The sequence below is a fragment of the Brevundimonas sp. genome (assembly GCF_013912005.1).
Lineage (GTDB): Bacteria > Pseudomonadota > Alphaproteobacteria > Caulobacterales > Caulobacteraceae > Brevundimonas.
In genome coordinates this window covers 1-16,876 of record NZ_JACESB010000020.1, presented here as the reverse complement: position 1 = coordinate 16,876, position 16,876 = coordinate 1, and the positions used below count along the sequence as shown (strand labels likewise).

General features: G+C 72.5%; 16 protein-coding genes. 12 read left to right on the top strand and 4 right to left on the bottom strand.

Annotated elements, in window-relative coordinates; translation table 11 throughout:
• The first annotated feature begins 50 nt into the window (after positions 1–50).
• From H2038_RS11925 to H2038_RS11895, 7 genes are all read left to right on the top strand, one after another.
• Entirely contained in the window at positions 51–1,292 is a 1,242-nt protein-coding gene (locus H2038_RS11925) for a putative DNA modification/repair radical SAM protein (protein ID WP_292113412.1), read from the top strand.
• Entirely contained in the window at positions 1,292–2,725 is a 1,434-nt protein-coding gene (locus H2038_RS11920; protein WP_292113409.1) for a UdgX family uracil-DNA binding protein, read from the top strand. Before H2038_RS11925 ends, H2038_RS11920 begins: the two co-directional genes overlap by 1 nt.
• 118 nt (positions 2,726–2,843) lie before the next feature.
• On the top strand, positions 2,844–3,959 hold the full coding sequence (locus H2038_RS11915; RefSeq protein ID WP_292113408.1) for an ABC transporter permease: 1,116 nt from the start codon (positions 2,844–2,846) through the stop codon (positions 3,957–3,959).
• On the top strand, positions 3,956–4,720 hold the full coding sequence (locus H2038_RS11910; RefSeq protein ID WP_292113406.1) for an ABC transporter ATP-binding protein: 765 nt from the start codon (positions 3,956–3,958) through the stop codon (positions 4,718–4,720). The genes H2038_RS11915 and H2038_RS11910 overlap by 4 nt, the downstream gene beginning before the upstream one ends.
• A gap of 15 nt (positions 4,721–4,735) precedes the next feature.
• Positions 4,736–5,674 carry an MlaD family protein gene (locus H2038_RS11905; RefSeq protein ID WP_292113404.1) on the top strand — a complete coding sequence of 313 codons (939 nt, stop codon included), beginning with the start codon at positions 4,736–4,738 and terminating at the stop codon, positions 5,672–5,674.
• Positions 5,671–6,288 (top strand): ABC-type transport auxiliary lipoprotein family protein, encoded by a 618-nt coding sequence (locus H2038_RS11900; protein WP_292113401.1) that lies wholly within the window; start codon positions 5,671–5,673, stop codon positions 6,286–6,288. Before H2038_RS11905 ends, H2038_RS11900 begins: the two co-directional genes overlap by 4 nt.
• A gap of 21 nt (positions 6,289–6,309) precedes the next feature.
• Positions 6,310–7,410: an HWE histidine kinase domain-containing protein gene (locus H2038_RS11895; protein ID WP_292113398.1), complete on the top strand. Its 1,101-nt coding sequence runs from the start codon at positions 6,310–6,312 to the stop codon at positions 7,408–7,410.
• 33 nt (positions 7,411–7,443) lie between these two features.
• Here H2038_RS11895 and H2038_RS11890 read toward each other — a convergent pair whose 3' ends face one another.
• The 4 genes from H2038_RS11890 to H2038_RS11875 all read right to left on the bottom strand — a co-directional run bounded on the left by H2038_RS11890 (position 7,444) and on the right by H2038_RS11875 (position 11,073).
• Entirely contained in the window at positions 7,444–8,670 is a 1,227-nt protein-coding gene (locus tag H2038_RS11890; RefSeq protein ID WP_292113396.1) for a DUF2254 domain-containing protein, read from the bottom strand.
• Positions 8,671–8,820: 150 nt separating this feature from the next.
• Complete coding sequence (locus tag H2038_RS11885) at positions 8,821–9,663, bottom strand: hypothetical protein (RefSeq protein WP_292113392.1); 843 nt, start codon at positions 9,661–9,663, stop codon at positions 8,821–8,823.
• Positions 9,664–9,715: 52 nt separating this feature from the next.
• Positions 9,716–10,369 carry a 3-oxoacid CoA-transferase subunit B gene (locus H2038_RS11880; protein WP_292113390.1) on the bottom strand — a complete coding sequence of 218 codons (654 nt, stop codon included), beginning with the start codon at positions 10,367–10,369 and terminating at the stop codon, positions 9,716–9,718.
• On the bottom strand, positions 10,369–11,073 hold the full coding sequence (locus H2038_RS11875; RefSeq protein WP_292113387.1) for a CoA transferase subunit A: 705 nt from the start codon (positions 11,071–11,073) through the stop codon (positions 10,369–10,371). The genes H2038_RS11880 and H2038_RS11875 overlap by 1 nt, the downstream gene beginning before the upstream one ends.
• Before the next feature lie 228 nt (positions 11,074–11,301).
• Here H2038_RS11875 and H2038_RS11870 point away from each other — a divergent pair, with 228 nt between their 5' ends.
• From H2038_RS11870 to H2038_RS11850, 5 genes are read left to right on the top strand one after another with little or no spacing between them, the layout of a single operon-like run.
• On the top strand, positions 11,302–12,171 hold the full coding sequence (locus H2038_RS11870) for a DUF459 domain-containing protein (RefSeq protein ID WP_292113385.1): 870 nt from the start codon (positions 11,302–11,304) through the stop codon (positions 12,169–12,171).
• A 2-nt stretch (positions 12,172–12,173) separates the two neighbouring features.
• Positions 12,174–13,433, top strand: a complete 1,260-nt coding sequence (locus H2038_RS11865) for a GDSL-type esterase/lipase family protein (protein WP_292113381.1) — start codon at positions 12,174–12,176, stop codon at positions 13,431–13,433.
• Positions 13,434–14,834, top strand: coding sequence for an MBOAT family protein (locus tag H2038_RS11860; RefSeq protein WP_292113378.1), 1,401 nt, complete (start codon positions 13,434–13,436; stop codon positions 14,832–14,834).
• 15 nt (positions 14,835–14,849) lie between these two features.
• Complete coding sequence (locus H2038_RS11855; protein WP_292113375.1) at positions 14,850–15,395, top strand: hypothetical protein; 546 nt, start codon at positions 14,850–14,852, stop codon at positions 15,393–15,395.
• Between the two features lie 36 nt (positions 15,396–15,431).
• Positions 15,432–16,760, top strand: coding sequence for a tyrosinase family protein (locus H2038_RS11850; protein ID WP_292113372.1), 1,329 nt, complete (start codon positions 15,432–15,434; stop codon positions 16,758–16,760).
• Positions 16,761–16,876: the final 116 nt, after the last annotated feature.

Below are 16,876 nucleotides of genomic sequence, written 5' to 3'. Positions count from 1 at the left end.
CAACGGCCACGCTGGACGCGCATTCCCGATGGGGAACATAATGCGAACAGATGGCGCAGCTGGACCTCCGACGCAAACTCTCGATCCTCGCCGACGCGGCCAAGTACGACGCCTCGTGCGCCTCCTCGGGCACGGGCAAGCGGGACTCGACCGGGGGGCGCGGAGTCGGCTCGACCGAGGGCATGGGCATCTGCCACGCCTACACGCCGGACGGGCGATGCGTGTCGCTGCTGAAGGTGCTGCTGACCAACTTCTGCATCTACGACTGCGCCTACTGCATCAATCGCGCGTCCTCGAACGTGGAGCGGGCGCGGTTCTCGGTCGACGAGGTGGTCCGGCTGACGCTGGAGTTCTACCGCCGCAACTACATTGAGGGCCTGTTCCTGTCGTCGGGGATCATCCGCTCCGGCGACTACACCATGGAGCAGCTGGTGCGGGTGGCGAGGACCCTGCGCGAGGTCCATGACTTCCGCGGCTACATCCATCTGAAGCTGATCCCGGAAGCCGATCCGAAGCTGGTCGAGGCGGCGGGCCTCTACGCCGACCGGCTGTCGGCCAACATCGAGCTGCCGCGCGACGAGGCCCTGCGGCGGCTGGCCCCGCAGAAGGACGTCGGCGTCATCAAGAAGGCCATGGGCCAGGTGCGGCTGAAGGTGGAGGCGGCGAAGCCGCAGAAGCGGGACCGGGCGCGGCCGCCGCGCTTCGCGCCGGCGGGGCAGAGCACCCAGCTGATCGTCGGCGCCGACGGGGCGCCGGACACGGAGATCCTGCAGCGCAGCGCCGCGCTGTACGGCGGCTACGGCCTGCGCCGGGTCTATTACTCGGCCTTCAGCCCGATCCCCGACTCCTCGGCCGCCCTGCCGCTGCAGAAGCCGCCGCTGATGCGGGAGCACCGGCTGTACCAGGCCGACTGGCTGATGCGCTTCTACGGCTTCTCGGCGCCGGAGATCGGCGAGGCGGCGACCGGCGGCATGCTCGACCTGGCGGTCGACCCGAAGCTGGCCTGGGCGCTGAACCGGCGCGAGTTGTTCCCGGTCGACGTCAACACGGCTGCGCGGGAGATGCTGCTGCGCGTGCCGGGGCTGGGGGTGAAGTCGGTGGACCGGATCCTGTCGGTGCGCCGCTACCGCACCCTGCGGCTGGAGGACGTGGCGCGCCTGTGCCGGGGGGTCGACAAGGTGCGGCCGTTCATCACCGCGCTCGACTGGACGCCGGGCGGCCTGACCGACGCGGCGGACCTGCGGGCGCGGCTGGCGCCGCCGGCGGCGCCGGTGCAGCTGAGCCTGTTCTGATGGCGGTCGCATCGCTGGCGGGCGAGACCGATTTCGAGGGCTGGCGGAAGGCGGCCCGGGCCTTCCGCGAGGCGGGCGTGGCCCCGGCCGAGGCGCGCTTCGTGGTCGGCGCGGGGCAGGGCGGGCTGTTCGACGACGCCGCGCCTCCGCCGGAGCCCGGCGGCGCCGCCTTCTCCGTGCCGCGGGCCTTCGTGGAGACGGCGCAGGCGGTGGTGCTGCACCGGTCGGCCGATCGTTTCGACCTGCTGTACCGGCTGCTGTGGCGGCTCCGCGACGCGCCGGAGCTGATGCGGGTGGCGTCGGACCGGGACGTCGCCGACGCGCTGGAGCGGGCGAAGAACGTCTCGCGCGCCTCGCACAAGATGAAGGCCTTCGTGCGCTTCCGTCAGGTGGACGACGGGCAGGGCGAGGCCTGGGTCGCCTGGTTCGAACCGGCGCACCGGGTGCTGGAGATCACCGCGCCCTTCTTCGTCCGCCGCTTCACGCCGATGCGGTGGTCGATCCTGACGCCGGACGGGACCGCGCGCTGGGACACGGAGCGTCTGGGCTTCGGTCCCCCGGCGACGCGCGACATGGCCCCGGACGCCGACGAGATGGAGGAATTCTGGCGCACCTACTACGCCTCGACCTTCAATCCGGCGCGGCTGAAGACCCGGGCCATGCGTTCCGAGATGCCGAAGCGCTACTGGAAGAACCTGCCGGAGGCGGCGCTGATCCCGGAACTGGTGGCGCAGTCGGCGGTTCGGACCGAGGCCATGGTCGCCGCCCCCGCTCCCGAACCCAACCGCCGCCTCGACCGCACCCTGTCGCGACTGGCCCGCGACGCCAGCTTCGAGGAGGGCTTCGTCCCCTCGACGCTCGGCGAGCTGGACGCCGCCGTCCAGGCCTGCCGCCGCTGTCCGCTGTGGCGCGACGCGACCCAGGGGGTGTGCGGCGAGGGACCGAGACGGGCGCGGCTGATGATCGTCGGCGAGCAGCCGGGGGACCAGGAGGATCTGGCCGGCCATCCCTTCGTCGGGCCGGCCGGCAAGGTGCTGGACGCGGCGCTGGAGGCGGCGGAGATCGACCGCGGGGACGTGTTCGTGACCAATGCGGTCAAGCACTTCAAGCACGAGCCGCGCGGCAAGCGTCGGCTGCACAAGACCCCCAATGCGGGGGAGGTGAGCGCCTGCCGCTGGTGGCTGGAGGCCGAGCGGCGGCTGGTCAAGCCGAAGGTGGTGCTGGCGCTGGGCGCGACGGCCGGGCTCGGGGTGCTGGGGCGCAAGCCGGCGGTGACGAAGGAGCGGGGACGGCCCGTGCCGCTGGCCGACGGCGCCACGGCGCTGCTGACGGTGCACCCGTCCTATCTGCTGCGTATCCCCGACGCGGCGGCGAAGGCGGCTGAGCGGGAGCGGTTCGTCGCCGACCTGGTGCAGGCGCGGTCGCTGCTCTGAGCGGCAAGCCTCTGAAAGCGTGGCTGAACGAATACGGTGCGGCGGCGTTCTGCTGCACGCCGCAGCTTCGCCGTTTCTCCCGGATAGGCAATGCGGACGGCGCAATCTAGGTAGGGGCATGGCCGCAGCGGGATTCGAGATCGAGGACGGCGGACCGGATCTGACCCTGCGTCTGACCGGCGACTGGACCGCAACCGAGCTCGGCCGCATTTCGCAGCGGCTGGACCGCGAGCTGGAGCAGCGCTGCGTGGCGGCGGTGGACCTGACCGCGCTGGGGCGTTTCGACACCGCCGGCGCGCTGGCGCTGGTGCAGGCCAGCAACTGCGTGCTGCCGGAGACCGCCTGGACGCAGCGGCCGGAGGCGGGCCGCATCTACGCCATGGTCGAACGGCTGGAGCGCGAGAGCGCCGAGCCGCCGCGCCGCTCGCCGGGCTGGGTGCGCGGCTTCGCCAAGATCGGCCGGGGCGTGCAGGACATCGCGGCGGAGATGACCCTGTCGCTGGCCTTCCTCGGCCGGCTGATCGTCGCCGCGGGCGCCGCTCTCAGACACCCGGGGCGCATTCGCTGGCCGGCGTGGGTGAGCCAGACCGAGCGGTCCGGCCTCGACGCCATTCCGATCGTGGTGGTGACCAGCTTCTTCATCGGCGCGGTGGTGGCCTTCATCGGGGCCGACCTGCTCAGCCAGTTCGGCTTCGACGTGTTCGCGGTCGAGCTGATCGCCATCTCGGTGCTGCGCGAGTTCGCGGTGGTGATCGCCGCCGTCCTGCTGGCCGGCCGTTCGGCCTCGTCCTTCGCCGCCGAGGTGGGGTCGATGAAGATGAACCAGGAGATCGACGCCATGCAGGTGATGGGCGTCAATCCGTTCCAGGCGCTGGTCATCCCGCGGCTGGCGGCGCTGGTGCTGATGCTGCCGCTGCTGACCTTCCTCGGCATGCTGGCCGGCCTGCTGGGCGGGCTGCTGGTGGCCTGGAGCCAGCTGTCGCTGGGGCCGGCCTTCTTCATCCAGCGCATGGTCGACATTCCCGACATCGGCAACCACCTGTTCGTCGGCCTGTCGAAGGCCCCGGTCTTCGCCATCATCGTCGCCGGCATCGGCTGCCGGCAGGGGATGGCGGTGGCGGGCGACGTCGAGAGCCTCGGCCGCCGGGTGACCGCCGCCGTGGTGCAGGCGATCTTCGCCATCATCTTCCTCGACGCCCTGTTCGCCCTGACCTATCTGGAGCTCGGCATATGAGCGAGGCGGTGGTCGAGGTGCGCGGCCTGCGCAGCCAGTTCGGGGAGCGGGTCATCCATGACGACCTGAACCTGACGGTCGAGCGCGGCGAGGTGCTGGGCGTGGTCGGCGGCTCGGGATCGGGCAAGACCGTGCTGCTGAACTCCATCATCGGGCTGAAGGAGCCGGACGGGGGCAGCGTGCGGCTGTTCGGCCACGACCGGGCGGAGCTGACCAAGGAGCAGGCGGCCGACATCGAACGCCGCACCGGCATCCTGTTCCAGCAGGGCGCGTTGTTCTCGTCGCTGAGCGTGATCGACAACGTCGCCTCGCCGCTGGTCGAGCACACCCGCCTGCCCAAGGACGTGATCCGCGAGCTGGCGGAGATGAAGATCGCCATGGTGGGCCTGAAGCCGGAGGCGCACCACCTGAAGCCGGCCGAACTGTCGGGCGGCATGCGCAAGCGGGTCGGGCTGGCCCGGGCGCTGGCGCTGGATCCGGAGCTGCTGTTCCTCGACGAGCCCACCGCCGGGCTCGACCCGATCGGGGCCGGGGCGTTCGACGACCTGATCCGGCAGTTGTCGGACGACCTGGGGCTGACGGTGTTCATGATCACCCACGACCTCGACACCCTGTATGCGATCACCGACAAGGTCGCGGTCGTGGCCGACAAGCATATCGTGGCCAAGGCGACGGTGCAGGAGCTGGAGCGCTCCGACCATCCCTGGATCCGCGAGTACTTCCTCGGACCGCGCGGACGCGCCGTCCACAAGGCCGCCTGAGGAGAGCGGGACGAGATGGAAAGAGACGCCCATTACGCCGCCGTCGGCATCGCCACCGTCGCCCTGCTGGCGGCGCTGGCGGTGTTCGCCATGTGGCTGGCCCGGCTGTCGTTCAATGAGGAGTTCGACCAGTACGACATCGTCTTCTACGGTCCGGTGCGCGGCCTGTCGGAAGGCGGCGAGGTCCACTTCAACGGCATCCGCGTTGGCGAGGTCACCGACCTGAACCTCGACCCGAACAAGGGCGACCAGGTCATCGCCCGGGTGCGGGTCGACGCGACCACCCCGGTGCGGGTGACCTCGCGCGCCCAGCTGGAGCCGCAGGGCATCACCGGCCTGAACTACATCCAGATCACCGCCGGCAATCCCAACAGCGCCATCCTCAAGGCCCAGTACCCCGACAATGTGGTGCCGGTGATCCAGAGCCAGCCGTCGCCGATCTCGGAACTGCTGTCGGGCTCGGGCACGGTGCTGGCCCAGACGGTCGACGCGCTGAACCGGATCAACCGGGTGCTGTCGGACGACAACGTCCGCTCGTTCTCGACCAGCCTGAAGAACATCGAGAGCCTGACCACCGAGCTGGAGGCGCGCAAGGGCATGCTGGAGCAGCTCGAGCAGGCGCTGACGCGGGCGAACTCGGCCGTCGCCGAGTACGAGCAGCTGGCGGTCAGCACGCGCCGCATCGTCGAGACCGACGGGCAGGAGGCGATCGCCGAGATCAACTCCGCCGCCCGCGACGCCCGCTCGGCCATCGCCTCGATCAACCGCTCGGCGACCAGCCTCGAGGAGCCGATCGGCGACTTCGCGACCACCGGCCTGCCGCAGCTGCAGCAGACGATCCAGCAGCTGGAGGAGGCGACCCGCTCGCTGCAGTCGCTGATCGACGACGTGCGGGAGAGCCCGCGCGAATTCATCCAGCGTCCGCCGTCCGTCGAAATGGAGGTCGAGCCTTGATCCGCGCCCTGACGAGAACCGCCGTCGCCGCCGCCGCGCTGGCGGCCCTGGGCGGCTGCTCCCTGCTGTCCAGCCCCGAGCCGGTCCGACTATACCGCTTCGGCGCGGCCCCGACCGCCGAGGTCGGCGCCTCGGGCGCGCCCGCCGGGCAGGTGGCGGTGGCCATGGGGCGGCCGGAGTTCGCCCAGGCCGCCCGCGACGACCGGATCCTGGGCGTGACCGGCACCGACGCCGCCTATATCGCGGGCGCGCGCTGGGTGGCCTCGGCCGACGTGCTGTTCAGCGACGCGCTGGAGGACGCCTTCGCGGCCGGAGCGCAGCGGGTGCGCCTGATCGGGCCGCGCGAGCTGACCCGGTCCAGCCAGACCCTGGACGTCGACGTGCGCACCTTCGAGGCCCGCTATCCGGCCCCGGAGACGGCGCCGACCGTGACGATCGTCGCCCGCGTGCGGCTGCTCGACTCGCGCGAGCGGACGGTGGCGGCGGAGCGCATCTTCGCGGTGGAGGAGCCCGCCGCGGCCAACCGGGTCGGCGCCATCGTCGAGGCCTTCGACGCGGCGACCCGGAACCTGAACGGGCAGATCGTCGCCTGGACGGACCAGAACGCGCGATAGAGGGCGGCAGGGGGCGTGGCGGTGACCGAGGGGCGAGGGACCGGTGAAACGGCGGCGGAGCCCCCGGGCGATCACCTGCGCGAACTGGAAGCCGAGCTCAGGCTGGCGAGGACCATCGTCCACGCGGCGGCCGACGCCATCTTCCATCTCGATCCCGAGGGTCGCACCACCTTCGCCAACCCCGAGGCCGAGCGGATGTTCGGCTGGAGCCAGGCCGAGCTGCTGGGCCGCAAGCTGCACGATCTGATCCACTACAAGCGACCGGATGGGTCGGCCTACCCGATGTGCGAGTGCCCGCTCGGCGAGGTGTTCTCCAGCGGAACCACGCTGCGACAGCATGAGGACGTGTTCTGGCGCCGCGACGGTCAGGCGACGCCGGTCGCCTGCTCGAACGCCGCCATCGTCCATGGGGGCCGGGTCATGGGCGGGGTGCTCATCGTCCGCGACATCAGCGAGCGCCGGCAGGCGGAGGAGGAGCGGAAGCTGCTGGTGAACGAGCTGAACCACCGGGTGAAGAACTCGCTCAGCGTGGTGCAGAGCATCGCCCGCCAGACCTTCGGGAGCCCGCGGGCGGACCAGCGGGTGGAGGCGTTCGAGGCGCGGCTCCTGGCCCTGGGCGCCGCCCACGATCTGCTCACCGGGGAGGGGCGGCTGGCCCCGACCCTCGACAAGGTGCTGGAGGCGGCGCTGGGCCCGTTCGGCGAGCTGGGCGCGCGCATATCGCTGGCGGGCCCGGAGGCGCGGCTGGAGACGAGGAGCGCCGTCGCCCTGACCCTGGCGGCGCACGAGCTGGCGACCAACGCCGCCAAGTATGGGGCGCTGTCGCGGGACGGCGGCTCCGTCAGCTGCACGTGGAGGGTCAGCCCGGAGGAGCGAGGCCAGCGGCTCGAGATTCTCTGGACCGAGACGGGCGGGCCGCCCGTGCAGGCGCCGCAGCGGCGGGGCTTCGGGAGTCGGATGATCGAACGGGCGCTGGCGATGGAGATCGCCGGGGAGGCGCGGCTGGAGTTCGCGCCGGAGGGCCTGCGCTGCGTGATCGTCGGGACCCTCCCCGCAGACCGGGCCGACCGGGGCGGATCGCAGGACCGCCGGGTTGCGCCGGACGGCCCCGGGGATCGCTGACGGGACAGATCGCCGACGGAGCCGCGGCCGTCCTCACGTGGGCGACGTCTCCCCGGCGGCGGCCAGGTCCTTCAGGAGCTGCAGGTCCTCAGGCAACAGCGAGGCCCGGGCCGCGAGCCGAAGGGCGCGGGCCGCGTGGCGCCGTGCGGCCTCGCTGAACCCGGCGGCGCCGGAGCGGCCGAGGTCGGCGAGGGTCTTCTGGAGGGCGACGCCGACCTCGACAAAGCCGGCCCCGTCGCGGGCGATGGGCGAGAAGACGTCGTCGAAGCAGTCGGCGGCGGACAGGCCCGGGGCGGTGACGCGCCGGTATTCCGGCTGCGGCGCCTCTTCCTCCTCCCAGTGCCTTTCACCCCAGACGCTCAGCACGCGGGCCGCCGTGCCGATGACGTCGATCGCCGTGCCGGGGTCGTTCAGGGCCGGCGACAGGGCCCGCGACGCGATCTCGGCCAGCATCACCAGGCCGAACCGGGGATCCTGCTGGTAGGTGCGCCGGCCGCCGACCAGGACGGCCGCGCGCAGCGCCGAGGCGACGTCCTCCCCGATCGCCTCCACGCCCTCGACCAGAAGAACGGGGGTGGACAGGCGCACGAAGGCGCCGGGCAGGACCCGGATGTGGATCTGCAGCCCGCGCCGCCGGGCGACCGCGTCGAGGCGGCCGACGTCGATATGCTGCACATAGCCGACCTTCTCCGGCAGCAGCGGCGCGCCGGAGGCCGCATCGTCGGCGGGGCGGGCCCCGAGGAAGGGCTTGCGCCGCCGGAGGGAGTCGGTGAGGGCCCGTTCGACCTGGTCGACCGCGGCGCCGACCCGGCCCATCCGGGAGACCCGGTCCATCCAGCCGAGCAGGCGGATCACCACCAGGGCGAGGACCGCCAGGGTGGCGCAGAACAGGACGAAGCGCGCCGGGGCGTCGTAGAGGCCGGTGCCGAGGGCGATCAGGCCGACGATGCTGAAGATGAAGGCGGCCACGAAGGTGGACAGGGCGCTCTGGGCGGCCTTGTCCTCGAGAAGCAGGGCGGCGGCGCGCGGGCTCGCATTGCTGGTGATGGAGCCGGCCGCCGCCACCACGGCGGTCAGGGAGAAGGTCGCGACCGCCAGCATGCTGGAGGCCATGACCTTGAGCAGCTCCTCGGCCGGCTTCTCGCCGACGAAGTCGACGAGGCTGCGGGGAACCAGCGGCCCCAGCACCTGCGCCAGCAACGCCGCGCCCACGGCCCCTGCGGTGAACAGGGAGGCGCGCAGCCAGAGAACGTGGCCCATGCGCGCGAGAATGAACGCCTTCCGACCGCCGGGTCGCTTCCTCAAGACGGCCTCCAACCGCAGCAGCGGGGACCCGGGCGACGCAGGCGGACCGGCGGGCTGCGGGCGTGGAGCGCGCCACGGGGCGGAATCGTTCCGCGGCGCGACGGTTCAGGAGGTCGCCGACAGCTCCGACAGCCGGCGCTCGGCGGCGCCGCGGCGCGCCCCGGCCGCCGCCAGTTCGGCGAGCGCGCCGTCGATCCGCCCCCGCAGGTCGTCGCGCAGGCGCAGCAGGCGCTCCGGGTCCGGCCGCACCCGCTTCGGGCGGCGGCCGGCGAGGCCGAGGGCGTCCTTCCAGTCGTCCCGCCAGGCGGCCACGCCGTCGGCGCAGCCCTGCAGACGGGCGGCGGCGCGGGCCTCGGCGTTCTGGACGCTGCGCAGCAGGGGCAGGGCGGCGAGGACGGACGCGCGGCAGGCGTCGAGCACCGCCAGGTCGGCGTCCAGCGGGTGAGGCTCCCCCTCGGGGGGCGGCCGGTCGGCGAGGCGTCGGGCGGCGACCAGCCGGTGGGCGTCGAGGTCGACGACGGCGTCGCGCAGCCCGGACCACAGGCCGTCGAGGACGGCGGAGCGACGGGCGACGCCCTCCAGCCGCTCCGCGAGGTCGGCGGCCGCCTCCGACAGGGCGGCGGCGGCACGGCCGTAAGAGTCGCGGAACCGCCTGAGCCGCCGGCGGCGGCTGTCGAACAGGCCGGCGAGGCCGCGGCGGGGCTCCAGCTCCGCGGGACGGAGGGCGTCCAGGGTCTGGCGCGCCTCCGCGAGCCGGGCGGCCGCCCCGCCCAACGCCGCGGTGCGGACCTCGGCCAGGGCCCGCTCCAGCCGTTCGCGCGCGGCGGCCCGGACGGGTTCGCTGAAGGCGTGCGGCTGCGTCCCGTCGAAGGCGGCGTCGAGGGCCTCGACCCGCGCGGGGTCAGGTTCGGGCGCGCAGCCCTGCCACCGGTAGGCCCCGTCAGCCATGTCGCGAACTCCCACCCGCCCGGCTCTGCGGCCGGTGCGGGCGGGAGTATGACTACGCCTTCAGCCCTTCGGCAACGGTGTAGCTGGCCTCGGTCTTCGCAGCGACCTCGTCCAGGGTCACGCCGTCGGCCAGCTCGACCAGCTCGAGGCCGGCGCCGTCCGGCTTGACGTCGAAGACGCACAGGTCGGTGATGATGCGGCTGACCACGCCGGCGCCGGTGAGCGGCAGGGTGCAGCGCTTCAGCACCTTGGACTGGCCGTGCTTGTTGGCGTGCTCCATGACCACGACGACGCGCTTGACGCCGGCGACGAGGTCCATGGCCCCGCCCATGCCCTTCACCAGCTTGCCCGGGATCATCCAGTTGGCGATGTCGCCGTTCTCGGCCACTTCCATGGCCCCGAGGATGGACAGGTTGATGTGGCCGCCGCGGATCATGGCGAAGGAGTCCGCCGAGCTGAAGTAGCTGCTCTCGGGGATCTCGGTGATGGTCTGCTTGCCGGCGTTGATCAGGTCGGGATCGACCTGGTCCTCGTAGGGGAAGGGCCCCATGCCGAGCATGCCGTTCTCGGACTGGAGGGTCACCGTCATCCCTTCCGGGATGTAGTTGGCCACCAGGGTCGGAATGCCGATGCCGAGGTTGACGTAGAAGCCGTCCTGCAGCTCCTTCGCGGCGCGTTCGGCGAGCTGTTCGCGGGTGCGGGGCATCAGGCGGACTCCCTCTGGCGGACGGTGCGCTGTTCGATGCGCTTCTCGGGCACGGTCTTCACGATCCGGTCGACGTAGACGCCCGGCGTGTGGATGCAGTCGGGGTCGAGCGAGCCGGTCGGCACGATCTCCTCGACCTCGACGACGGTGACCTTGCCGGCCGTGGCCATCATCGGGTTGAAGTTGCGGGCGGTCTTGCGGAACACGAGGTTGCCGCGCTCGTCCGCCTTCCACGCCTTGACGATCGACAGGTCGGCGACGAGGCCGGTCTCCATCACGTACTGGCGGCCGTCGAACTCGCGCACCTCCTTGCCCTCGGCGACGAGGGTGCCGACGCCGGTGGCGGTGAAGAAGGCCGGGATGCCGGCGCCGCCGGCGCGGATGCGCTCGGCCAGGGTGCCCTGCGGGTTGAACTCCAGCTGCAGCTCGCCGGCCAGGTACTGGCGCTCGAACTCCTTGTTCTCGCCGACGTAGGACGAGATCATCCTCGCGATCTGCTTCGTCTCCAGCAGCTGGCCGAGACCGAAGCCGTCGACGCCGGCGTTGTTGGAGATGACCGTCAGGCCCTTGACCCCGCTGTCGCGCAGGGCGGCGATCAGGTGCTCGGGGATGCCGCACAGGCCGAAGCCGCCGGACATGACGGTCATGCCGTCGAAGGTCAGGCCCTCCAGCGCCGACTTCGCGTCGGGGAAGATCTTCCGCATCGCTTCCTCGTGTTTTTCACCGCCTGATGAATATCGACGGCCTTGATGGTCCCTAACGCGGGCCGGAAGACGGGGCAAGGGGAGCGGCGTCGGGTCGGGCGTTAACCTTTTTCTTCGCCCAAGGGGGGCGCACGGTGGCGGGGCGTCGCCGATAGGGTAAAAAGGCCGGGTGAGCGCTGTTCGGGGGACGGGTTGCGAGCCGGAATCAACGCACTGACGGCGGCCTTCGTGGTCGGGGTCGTCGCCGGACTGGCGCTGACGCCGGACGGCCGCGCCTGGATGCGCGAGCCGACCCTTCTGCTGGGCGAGCGGGCCGCCGCCTCGGCCCCGCCCGCGGACGCGGCGGCGCCCGCCGCGACCGCGCCCGCCGCCGTCGCGCCGGCGGCTCGCCCCATGGCGCCGGCGGTGACGCCGCTGGCGGCGCGCCTGGCGCAGGGACCGCTCCGGATCGGGGTGTTCGGCGACTCCATGGCGGACGGCCTCTACGCCGGCCTGTACCGGGACCTGCGCGGCGAGCCGGACGTGACGGTGGCGAAGTTCTCTGAGGTCTCCACCGGCCTGAGCCGCTACGACTATGTGAACATCCAGGAGAAGACGCGGCGGCAGCTGGACGAGCAGCCGATCGACGCCGCGGTGATCCTGTTCGGCACCAACGACGCCCAGGGCATCGAGATGGACGGGCAGGTGCACCCGTTCGGCGGCGAGGGCTGGAAGGCGGCCTACGCGCGGCGCATCGACGATCTGGTCGCCCTGCTGCGCAGCCGCGACGTCGCCGTCTACTGGGTCGGCCTGCCGCGGATGAAGGGGGACCGGTTCGACGGGCGGATGGCGCTGATCAACGGGGTGGTCGAGGCGCGCATGAGGGCTCTCGGCGTGCCGTATATCGAGACCGTGTCGCTGACCTCCGGCGAGGACGGCGGCTATGAGGCCTATCTGCCGAACGACGCCGGCCGCCGGGTGCTGATGCGGGCCAACGACGGCATCCACATGTCGATGGCCGGCTATCTGCGCATCAGCGCGCCGGTGGCGGCGCGGCTGAAGCGGGACGCCGGCCTGGATCGGGCGGCCCCGGCCGCCGCCGCCTCGCCCGCCGCCTGAGCATGAAAGGCGTCGCGGCGGGCCTGGCCGTCGGTCTGTGGGCGGTGGCGGCCGCCGCCGCCGGCCAGGAGGTTCCCTACGCCCCCTCGCCCCTGCCCGAACCCGGCTCCCCGATCTGCCCGGGCGGCATCTGCCAGCCGGCGGCGCTGGAGACGCTCTTCGAGGCCCTGGCGGAGACCGAGGCCGGGCGGCGCGCGACGGCGGTGCATATTCTCCAGCTGGGCGACAGCCATACCGCCGGCGATCGCATCACCGGCAAGGTGCGGGCCGTGCTGCAGAGGCGCTTCGGCGACGCCGGACGGGGCGTGCTCCCGCCGGGGATCCCCTACGAGGGCTATGCGCCCTACGGGGTCGAGGTGACGGCGACCGGCTGGCGGACGGTGCTGGCGCCGCTGGCGGGGCCGGAGGGCTTCGGTCTCGCGGGGGTCGGCCTGGCCGGCGTGCAGGCGCTGGCGCTGGAGCCCGGCGGCGAACTGAGGCTGCGGCCGGAAGGGGGGGAGGCCGCGGCCCGGCTGATCGCGGCGTGCGGGGAGGGAACCGGCCGCCTCCGGGTCGAGGCCGGCGGCGAGGTCCGGTTCGAGCAGGGCTTCGACGGGGGCGGCGCCGTCCGGTCCTGCGTCCACCGCCGGGCCGACGGTCCGGCGGAGGAGATCGTGCTGCGGCCGGTGGACGGATCGTTGAAGCTGCACGACGTGCGGCTGGACTCCGGGGGGGCGGGGGTCGTGCTGTCCAGCCTCGGCGTCGTCGGGGCGACGCTGCGCGACCTCGCCGCCCGCGACGAGGCGGTGGTCGCCCTGCAACTGGCGAACTGGCGGCCGTCGCTGATCGTGCTGGCCTACGGGACCAATGAAGGGTTCGAGGACGGACTCGATCCGGCCGCCTACGAGGCGCTGCTGCGCGGCCAGATCGGGCGGCTGCGGCGGCTGGCGCCGGCGGCGTCGCTGATGATCCTCGGCGCGCCGGACGCGCTGCGCAGCGGCGTCGAGGGCGGCTGCAGCGCCGACGGCCGGCGGGCCCCGCCGCCGTCGCTGGCGGTGGTCCGGGACGTGCAGCGACGGGTCGCCGCCGACACGGGTGTGGCGTTCTGGGACTGGCGCGGGCGCATGGGGGGAGACTGTTCGTCGGATCGTCTGGCGCTGCTGCCTGAGCCGCTGATGCGCGGCGACCGGGTGCATTTCACCAGCGCCGGCGCGGACTGGATCGGCGGCGTGCTCGCCGACGACCTGCTGGGCGCCTACGCGGCGTGGAAGGCGGGGCGCTGAATGCTGTTTCCCACGCTCGCCTTCGGCGTCTTCTTCCTGTTCGTCTACTTCACCGCCTGGTCGCTGGACCGGGAGAACGGGCGGCGCAAGGTGTTCCTGCTGCTGGCCAGCTGGTTCTTCTACGCCCAGTGGGACTGGCGCTTCGTCGGCCTGCTGATCCTGTCGGCGGTGCTGAACTGGGGGGTGGCGGCGCTGATCGCCGGCCGGCCCGGGCGCAAGAACGGCTGGCTGGTCGGGCTGGGCGTCGCGGCCAACCTGCTGATCCTCGGCTTCTTCAAATACTACGGCTTTTTCGTCGAACAGGCGGGCGAGCTGCTGGCCCGCTTCGGCTGGGAGCGGGACCTGCCGCTGCTGCAAGTGATCCTGCCGGTGGGGATCAGCTTTTTCACCTTCCAGGGCATCAGCTACCTGGTCGACGTGCATCGCGGGAAGACGCCGCCGGCGAAGAGCCTGCTCGACGTCATGCTGCTGATGAGCTTCTTCCCGCACCTCGTGGCGGGGCCGATCGTGCGGGCGTCGGACCTGCTGCCGCAGTTCGAGCGGGCGCCGCGGCTGACGCGGGTGATGGCCACCCACGGCCTGCTGCTGATCGTCTGGGGGCTGTTCAAGAAGACGGTTATCGCCTCCGAGCTGTCGGTGAACCTGGTCGATCCGGTGTTCTTCGACCCGACCGCGCATTCGGCCTTCGACATCGCCGCGGCCGTCTACGGCTATGCGGTGCAGATCTATTGCGACTTCTCGGCCTATTCGGACATGGCGATCGGGCTGGCGGCGCTGCTGGGCTATTCCTTCCCGCGCAATTTCGACCAGCCGTACCGCGCCGCCTCGATGCAGCAGTTCTGGCGGCGGTGGCACATCAGCCTGTCCAGCTGGCTGCGCGACTACCTGTATGTGCCGCTGGGCGGCGGACGGAAGGGGCTGTTCGCCAGCTGCGTCAACGTCTTCATCACCATGGTGCTGGGCGGCCTCTGGCACGGGGCGGCGTGGACCTTCCTCGCCTGGGGCGCGCTGCACGGCGGGGTGCAGGTGGTGGAGCGGCTGGGCAGGGCCGCCTTCGGCGACCGGCGGGTGCTGCCGACTGCGGTCGGCGTGCTGGTCACCTTCCACATCGTCTGCCTGGGGTGGATCCTGTTCCGGGCCGAAAGCTTCGAACTGGCGCTGGCCATGCTGGAGGGGCTGGGCCGGATCGGGCCGGTGGAGGTGCTGACGCCGCTGCTGCTGACCCTGATCGTCGGCGGACTGGCCATGCACTGGCTGCCGCCGCGGGCGGTGGAAGGGATGGCCGAGCGGCTGCAGGCGGCGCCGTCGATCACCCTCGGCCTTCTGATCGGCGCGGCCATCCTGCTGGTCGAGGCGGTGCGGCCCGAAGGCGTCGCGCCTTTCATCTACTTCCAGTTCTGAGGCGTTGAGGCTGCGATGAGCGACGATCGGAACAGCACGGGGAGCGGCCCCGGAGAGGGAGAGATCCCGCTCGAGCCGTTCCCGACGCACCGGCCGGAGTCGCCCTTCCCGCCGCTGTACGAGAGCCTGCCGCCGCCGCAGGAGCCGCCGCCGGACCCGCCGAGCGACTGGATCGAGACCGCCGACGCCCACGACCTGCCGACGCGCGAGAACGCCCTCGTGGCCCTGGGCCGGTTCGCCTTTCCGCCCGCGCCGCCGCTGGACGACGAGGGGGTGGCGGCCCGCGACCGGCGCTGGACCAGCCGGGCGATCGTGACGGCGGCCGTCTTCCTGCTGGTGTTCAACGCCGTCTCGCCGCTGAACTGGGCCCGGCAGCAGCCGCCGGGCTGGGTTCCGCAGACGGTCGAGCGGCTGTCGGAGGTGTGGACGCAGCAGCTGGCGGTGTTCGGGGTCGACATGCCGCGGCGCGGCCTGCGCGAGACCTGGGATGCGGCGCGGGACGCGCGCTTCATCGGCCAGGCGCCGGCGCCCGGTGCGGGGTCGACTCCGCGCGGCGAGTGAGCCAACGTCCGGGCCGTCGGGGACCGGGGGGTACGGATGAGGCTGAACCGCAGGGCGGCGCTGCTGGGCGCGGGAGCGACAGTCGCGGCCGGACTGGTGGCGGGGACGGCGGGGGCGCAGACGCCGCTGCGCATCCGCAGGAGCGCCGGGGATCTGACCGCGACCAGCGACGATGTGGTCGCCTTCGGCGAGGCCGTGCGGTTGATGAAGCGCCGCCGGGACGGCCTGTCGTGGGACCGGCAGGTCCGCATCCACCACGTCGACGCCCGGCACGGCAACGGCCTGTTCCTGCCGTGGCACCGGCTGCAGCTGGCGCATCTGGAGCGCATCGTGGCGCGGCTGACGGGGCACGAGAGCTTCGCCATGCCCTACTGGGACTGGCAGGAGCACCGCTTCCTGCCGGCTTGGGTGACGGACCGGGACTCGCCGCTGTACGAGCGCGAGCGGGCCCGCGGCGTGGACGAGCTGGACTTCGCCGCGGCCCGGTGGGCGGAGTCGCCCTATACGGCGCGGCTGGCGTCGGACGACTTCGAGACCTTCTGCGGCAAGCTGCCGGAAGGGCAGGGGATGGTCGAGGGCTACGGCCACAACCACATCCACGCCCTGATCGGCGGCGCCATGCGGCATCCGCGCACCTCGGCGCGCGATCCGATGTTCTGGCTGCACCACAGCAACGTCGACCGGGTCTGGGCGACGTGGCACGGACTGCGCGGCAAGAACCTGTATCCGGCGGACTGGACCGCCCTGACGGTCACCGGCTTCGTCGACGCCGCGGGCGAGCCGGTGGGCGATCTGCCGGTGTCGGGGGCGCTGGAGACCCGGGCGCTCGGGTACGAGTACGACCGTCTCTATCCCTTTCCGGTGTTCAACGTGCCCGAGGCGGGGCCGCCCGGCGCGACCCGGCGCGTTCCCCTCGGCGGCCGGAGCTGGACCCTGCGCGCGGCGGCGGAGCCGGGGTCGGACCGCATGACCCTGGCTCTGCCTGACGAGGCGGTGGCGCGGATGCGGGAGGCGGACGACACCCTGATGATCGAGGCCGTCGGCGCCGTCGCCTATGCGCGCGAGGCGGCGCTGGAGGACCGGTCGCTGGAAATCCGCCTGGCCAGCGGAGGCCGCGAGCGGTCGCTGGGGTCGTCGCCGACCTTCGTGCACATCCCTGAGGCCGGCGGCCATCACGCCCACCGGGGACCGTACGTGCTGCCGTTCCGCTTCGGGGAGGAGGTGCTGAACCTGCTCGCCGCGGCCGACGGGCCGGCCGTGGTGTCGGTCGCGGCCGAGGACCTGCTGCCGGAGGCGGGGCGGCCGGCGCCGCAGGGCGCGTGGATCGAGCTGAAGCTGACGCTGACGGAGACCCGCTGGGCATGAAGCGGCTGAGGATCGTCCTGTTTCTGTTGCTGGCGGGCCTGGCTGTGGCGCCCGCGGGCGGGTGCAGCTGGCTGCAGGAGCCGCCGCCGGTCTATGCGCCGGCCCCGCCGCCGCCC

What these genes read in the sequence shown, in the direction of transcription:
- H2038_RS11925 (WP_292113412.1), top strand. Translation starts at nt 51, where the DNA reads ATGGCGCAGCTGGACCTCCGACGCAAACTCTCGATCCTCGCCGACGCG.
- H2038_RS11920 (WP_292113409.1), top strand. Translation starts at nt 1,292, where the DNA reads ATGGCGGTCGCATCGCTGGCGGGCGAGACCGATTTCGAGGGCTGGCGG.
- H2038_RS11915 (WP_292113408.1), top strand. Translation starts at nt 2,844, where the DNA reads ATGGCCGCAGCGGGATTCGAGATCGAGGACGGCGGACCGGATCTGACC.
- H2038_RS11910 (WP_292113406.1), top strand. Translation starts at nt 3,956, where the DNA reads ATGAGCGAGGCGGTGGTCGAGGTGCGCGGCCTGCGCAGCCAGTTCGGG.
- H2038_RS11905 (WP_292113404.1), top strand. Translation starts at nt 4,736, where the DNA reads ATGGAAAGAGACGCCCATTACGCCGCCGTCGGCATCGCCACCGTCGCC.
- H2038_RS11890 (WP_292113396.1), bottom strand. Translation starts at nt 8,670, where the DNA reads ATGGGCCACGTTCTCTGGCTGCGCGCCTCCCTGTTCACCGCAGGGGCC.
- H2038_RS11885 (WP_292113392.1), bottom strand. Translation starts at nt 9,663, where the DNA reads ATGGCTGACGGGGCCTACCGGTGGCAGGGCTGCGCGCCCGAACCTGAC.
- H2038_RS11880 (WP_292113390.1), bottom strand. Translation starts at nt 10,369, where the DNA reads ATGCCCCGCACCCGCGAACAGCTCGCCGAACGCGCCGCGAAGGAGCTG.
- H2038_RS11875 (WP_292113387.1), bottom strand. Translation starts at nt 11,073, where the DNA reads ATGCGGAAGATCTTCCCCGACGCGAAGTCGGCGCTGGAGGGCCTGACC.
- H2038_RS11865 (WP_292113381.1), top strand. Translation starts at nt 12,174, where the DNA reads ATGAAAGGCGTCGCGGCGGGCCTGGCCGTCGGTCTGTGGGCGGTGGCG.
- H2038_RS11860 (WP_292113378.1), top strand. Translation starts at nt 13,434, where the DNA reads ATGCTGTTTCCCACGCTCGCCTTCGGCGTCTTCTTCCTGTTCGTCTAC.
- H2038_RS11855 (WP_292113375.1), top strand. Translation starts at nt 14,850, where the DNA reads ATGAGCGACGATCGGAACAGCACGGGGAGCGGCCCCGGAGAGGGAGAG.
- H2038_RS11850 (WP_292113372.1), top strand. Translation starts at nt 15,432, where the DNA reads ATGAGGCTGAACCGCAGGGCGGCGCTGCTGGGCGCGGGAGCGACAGTC.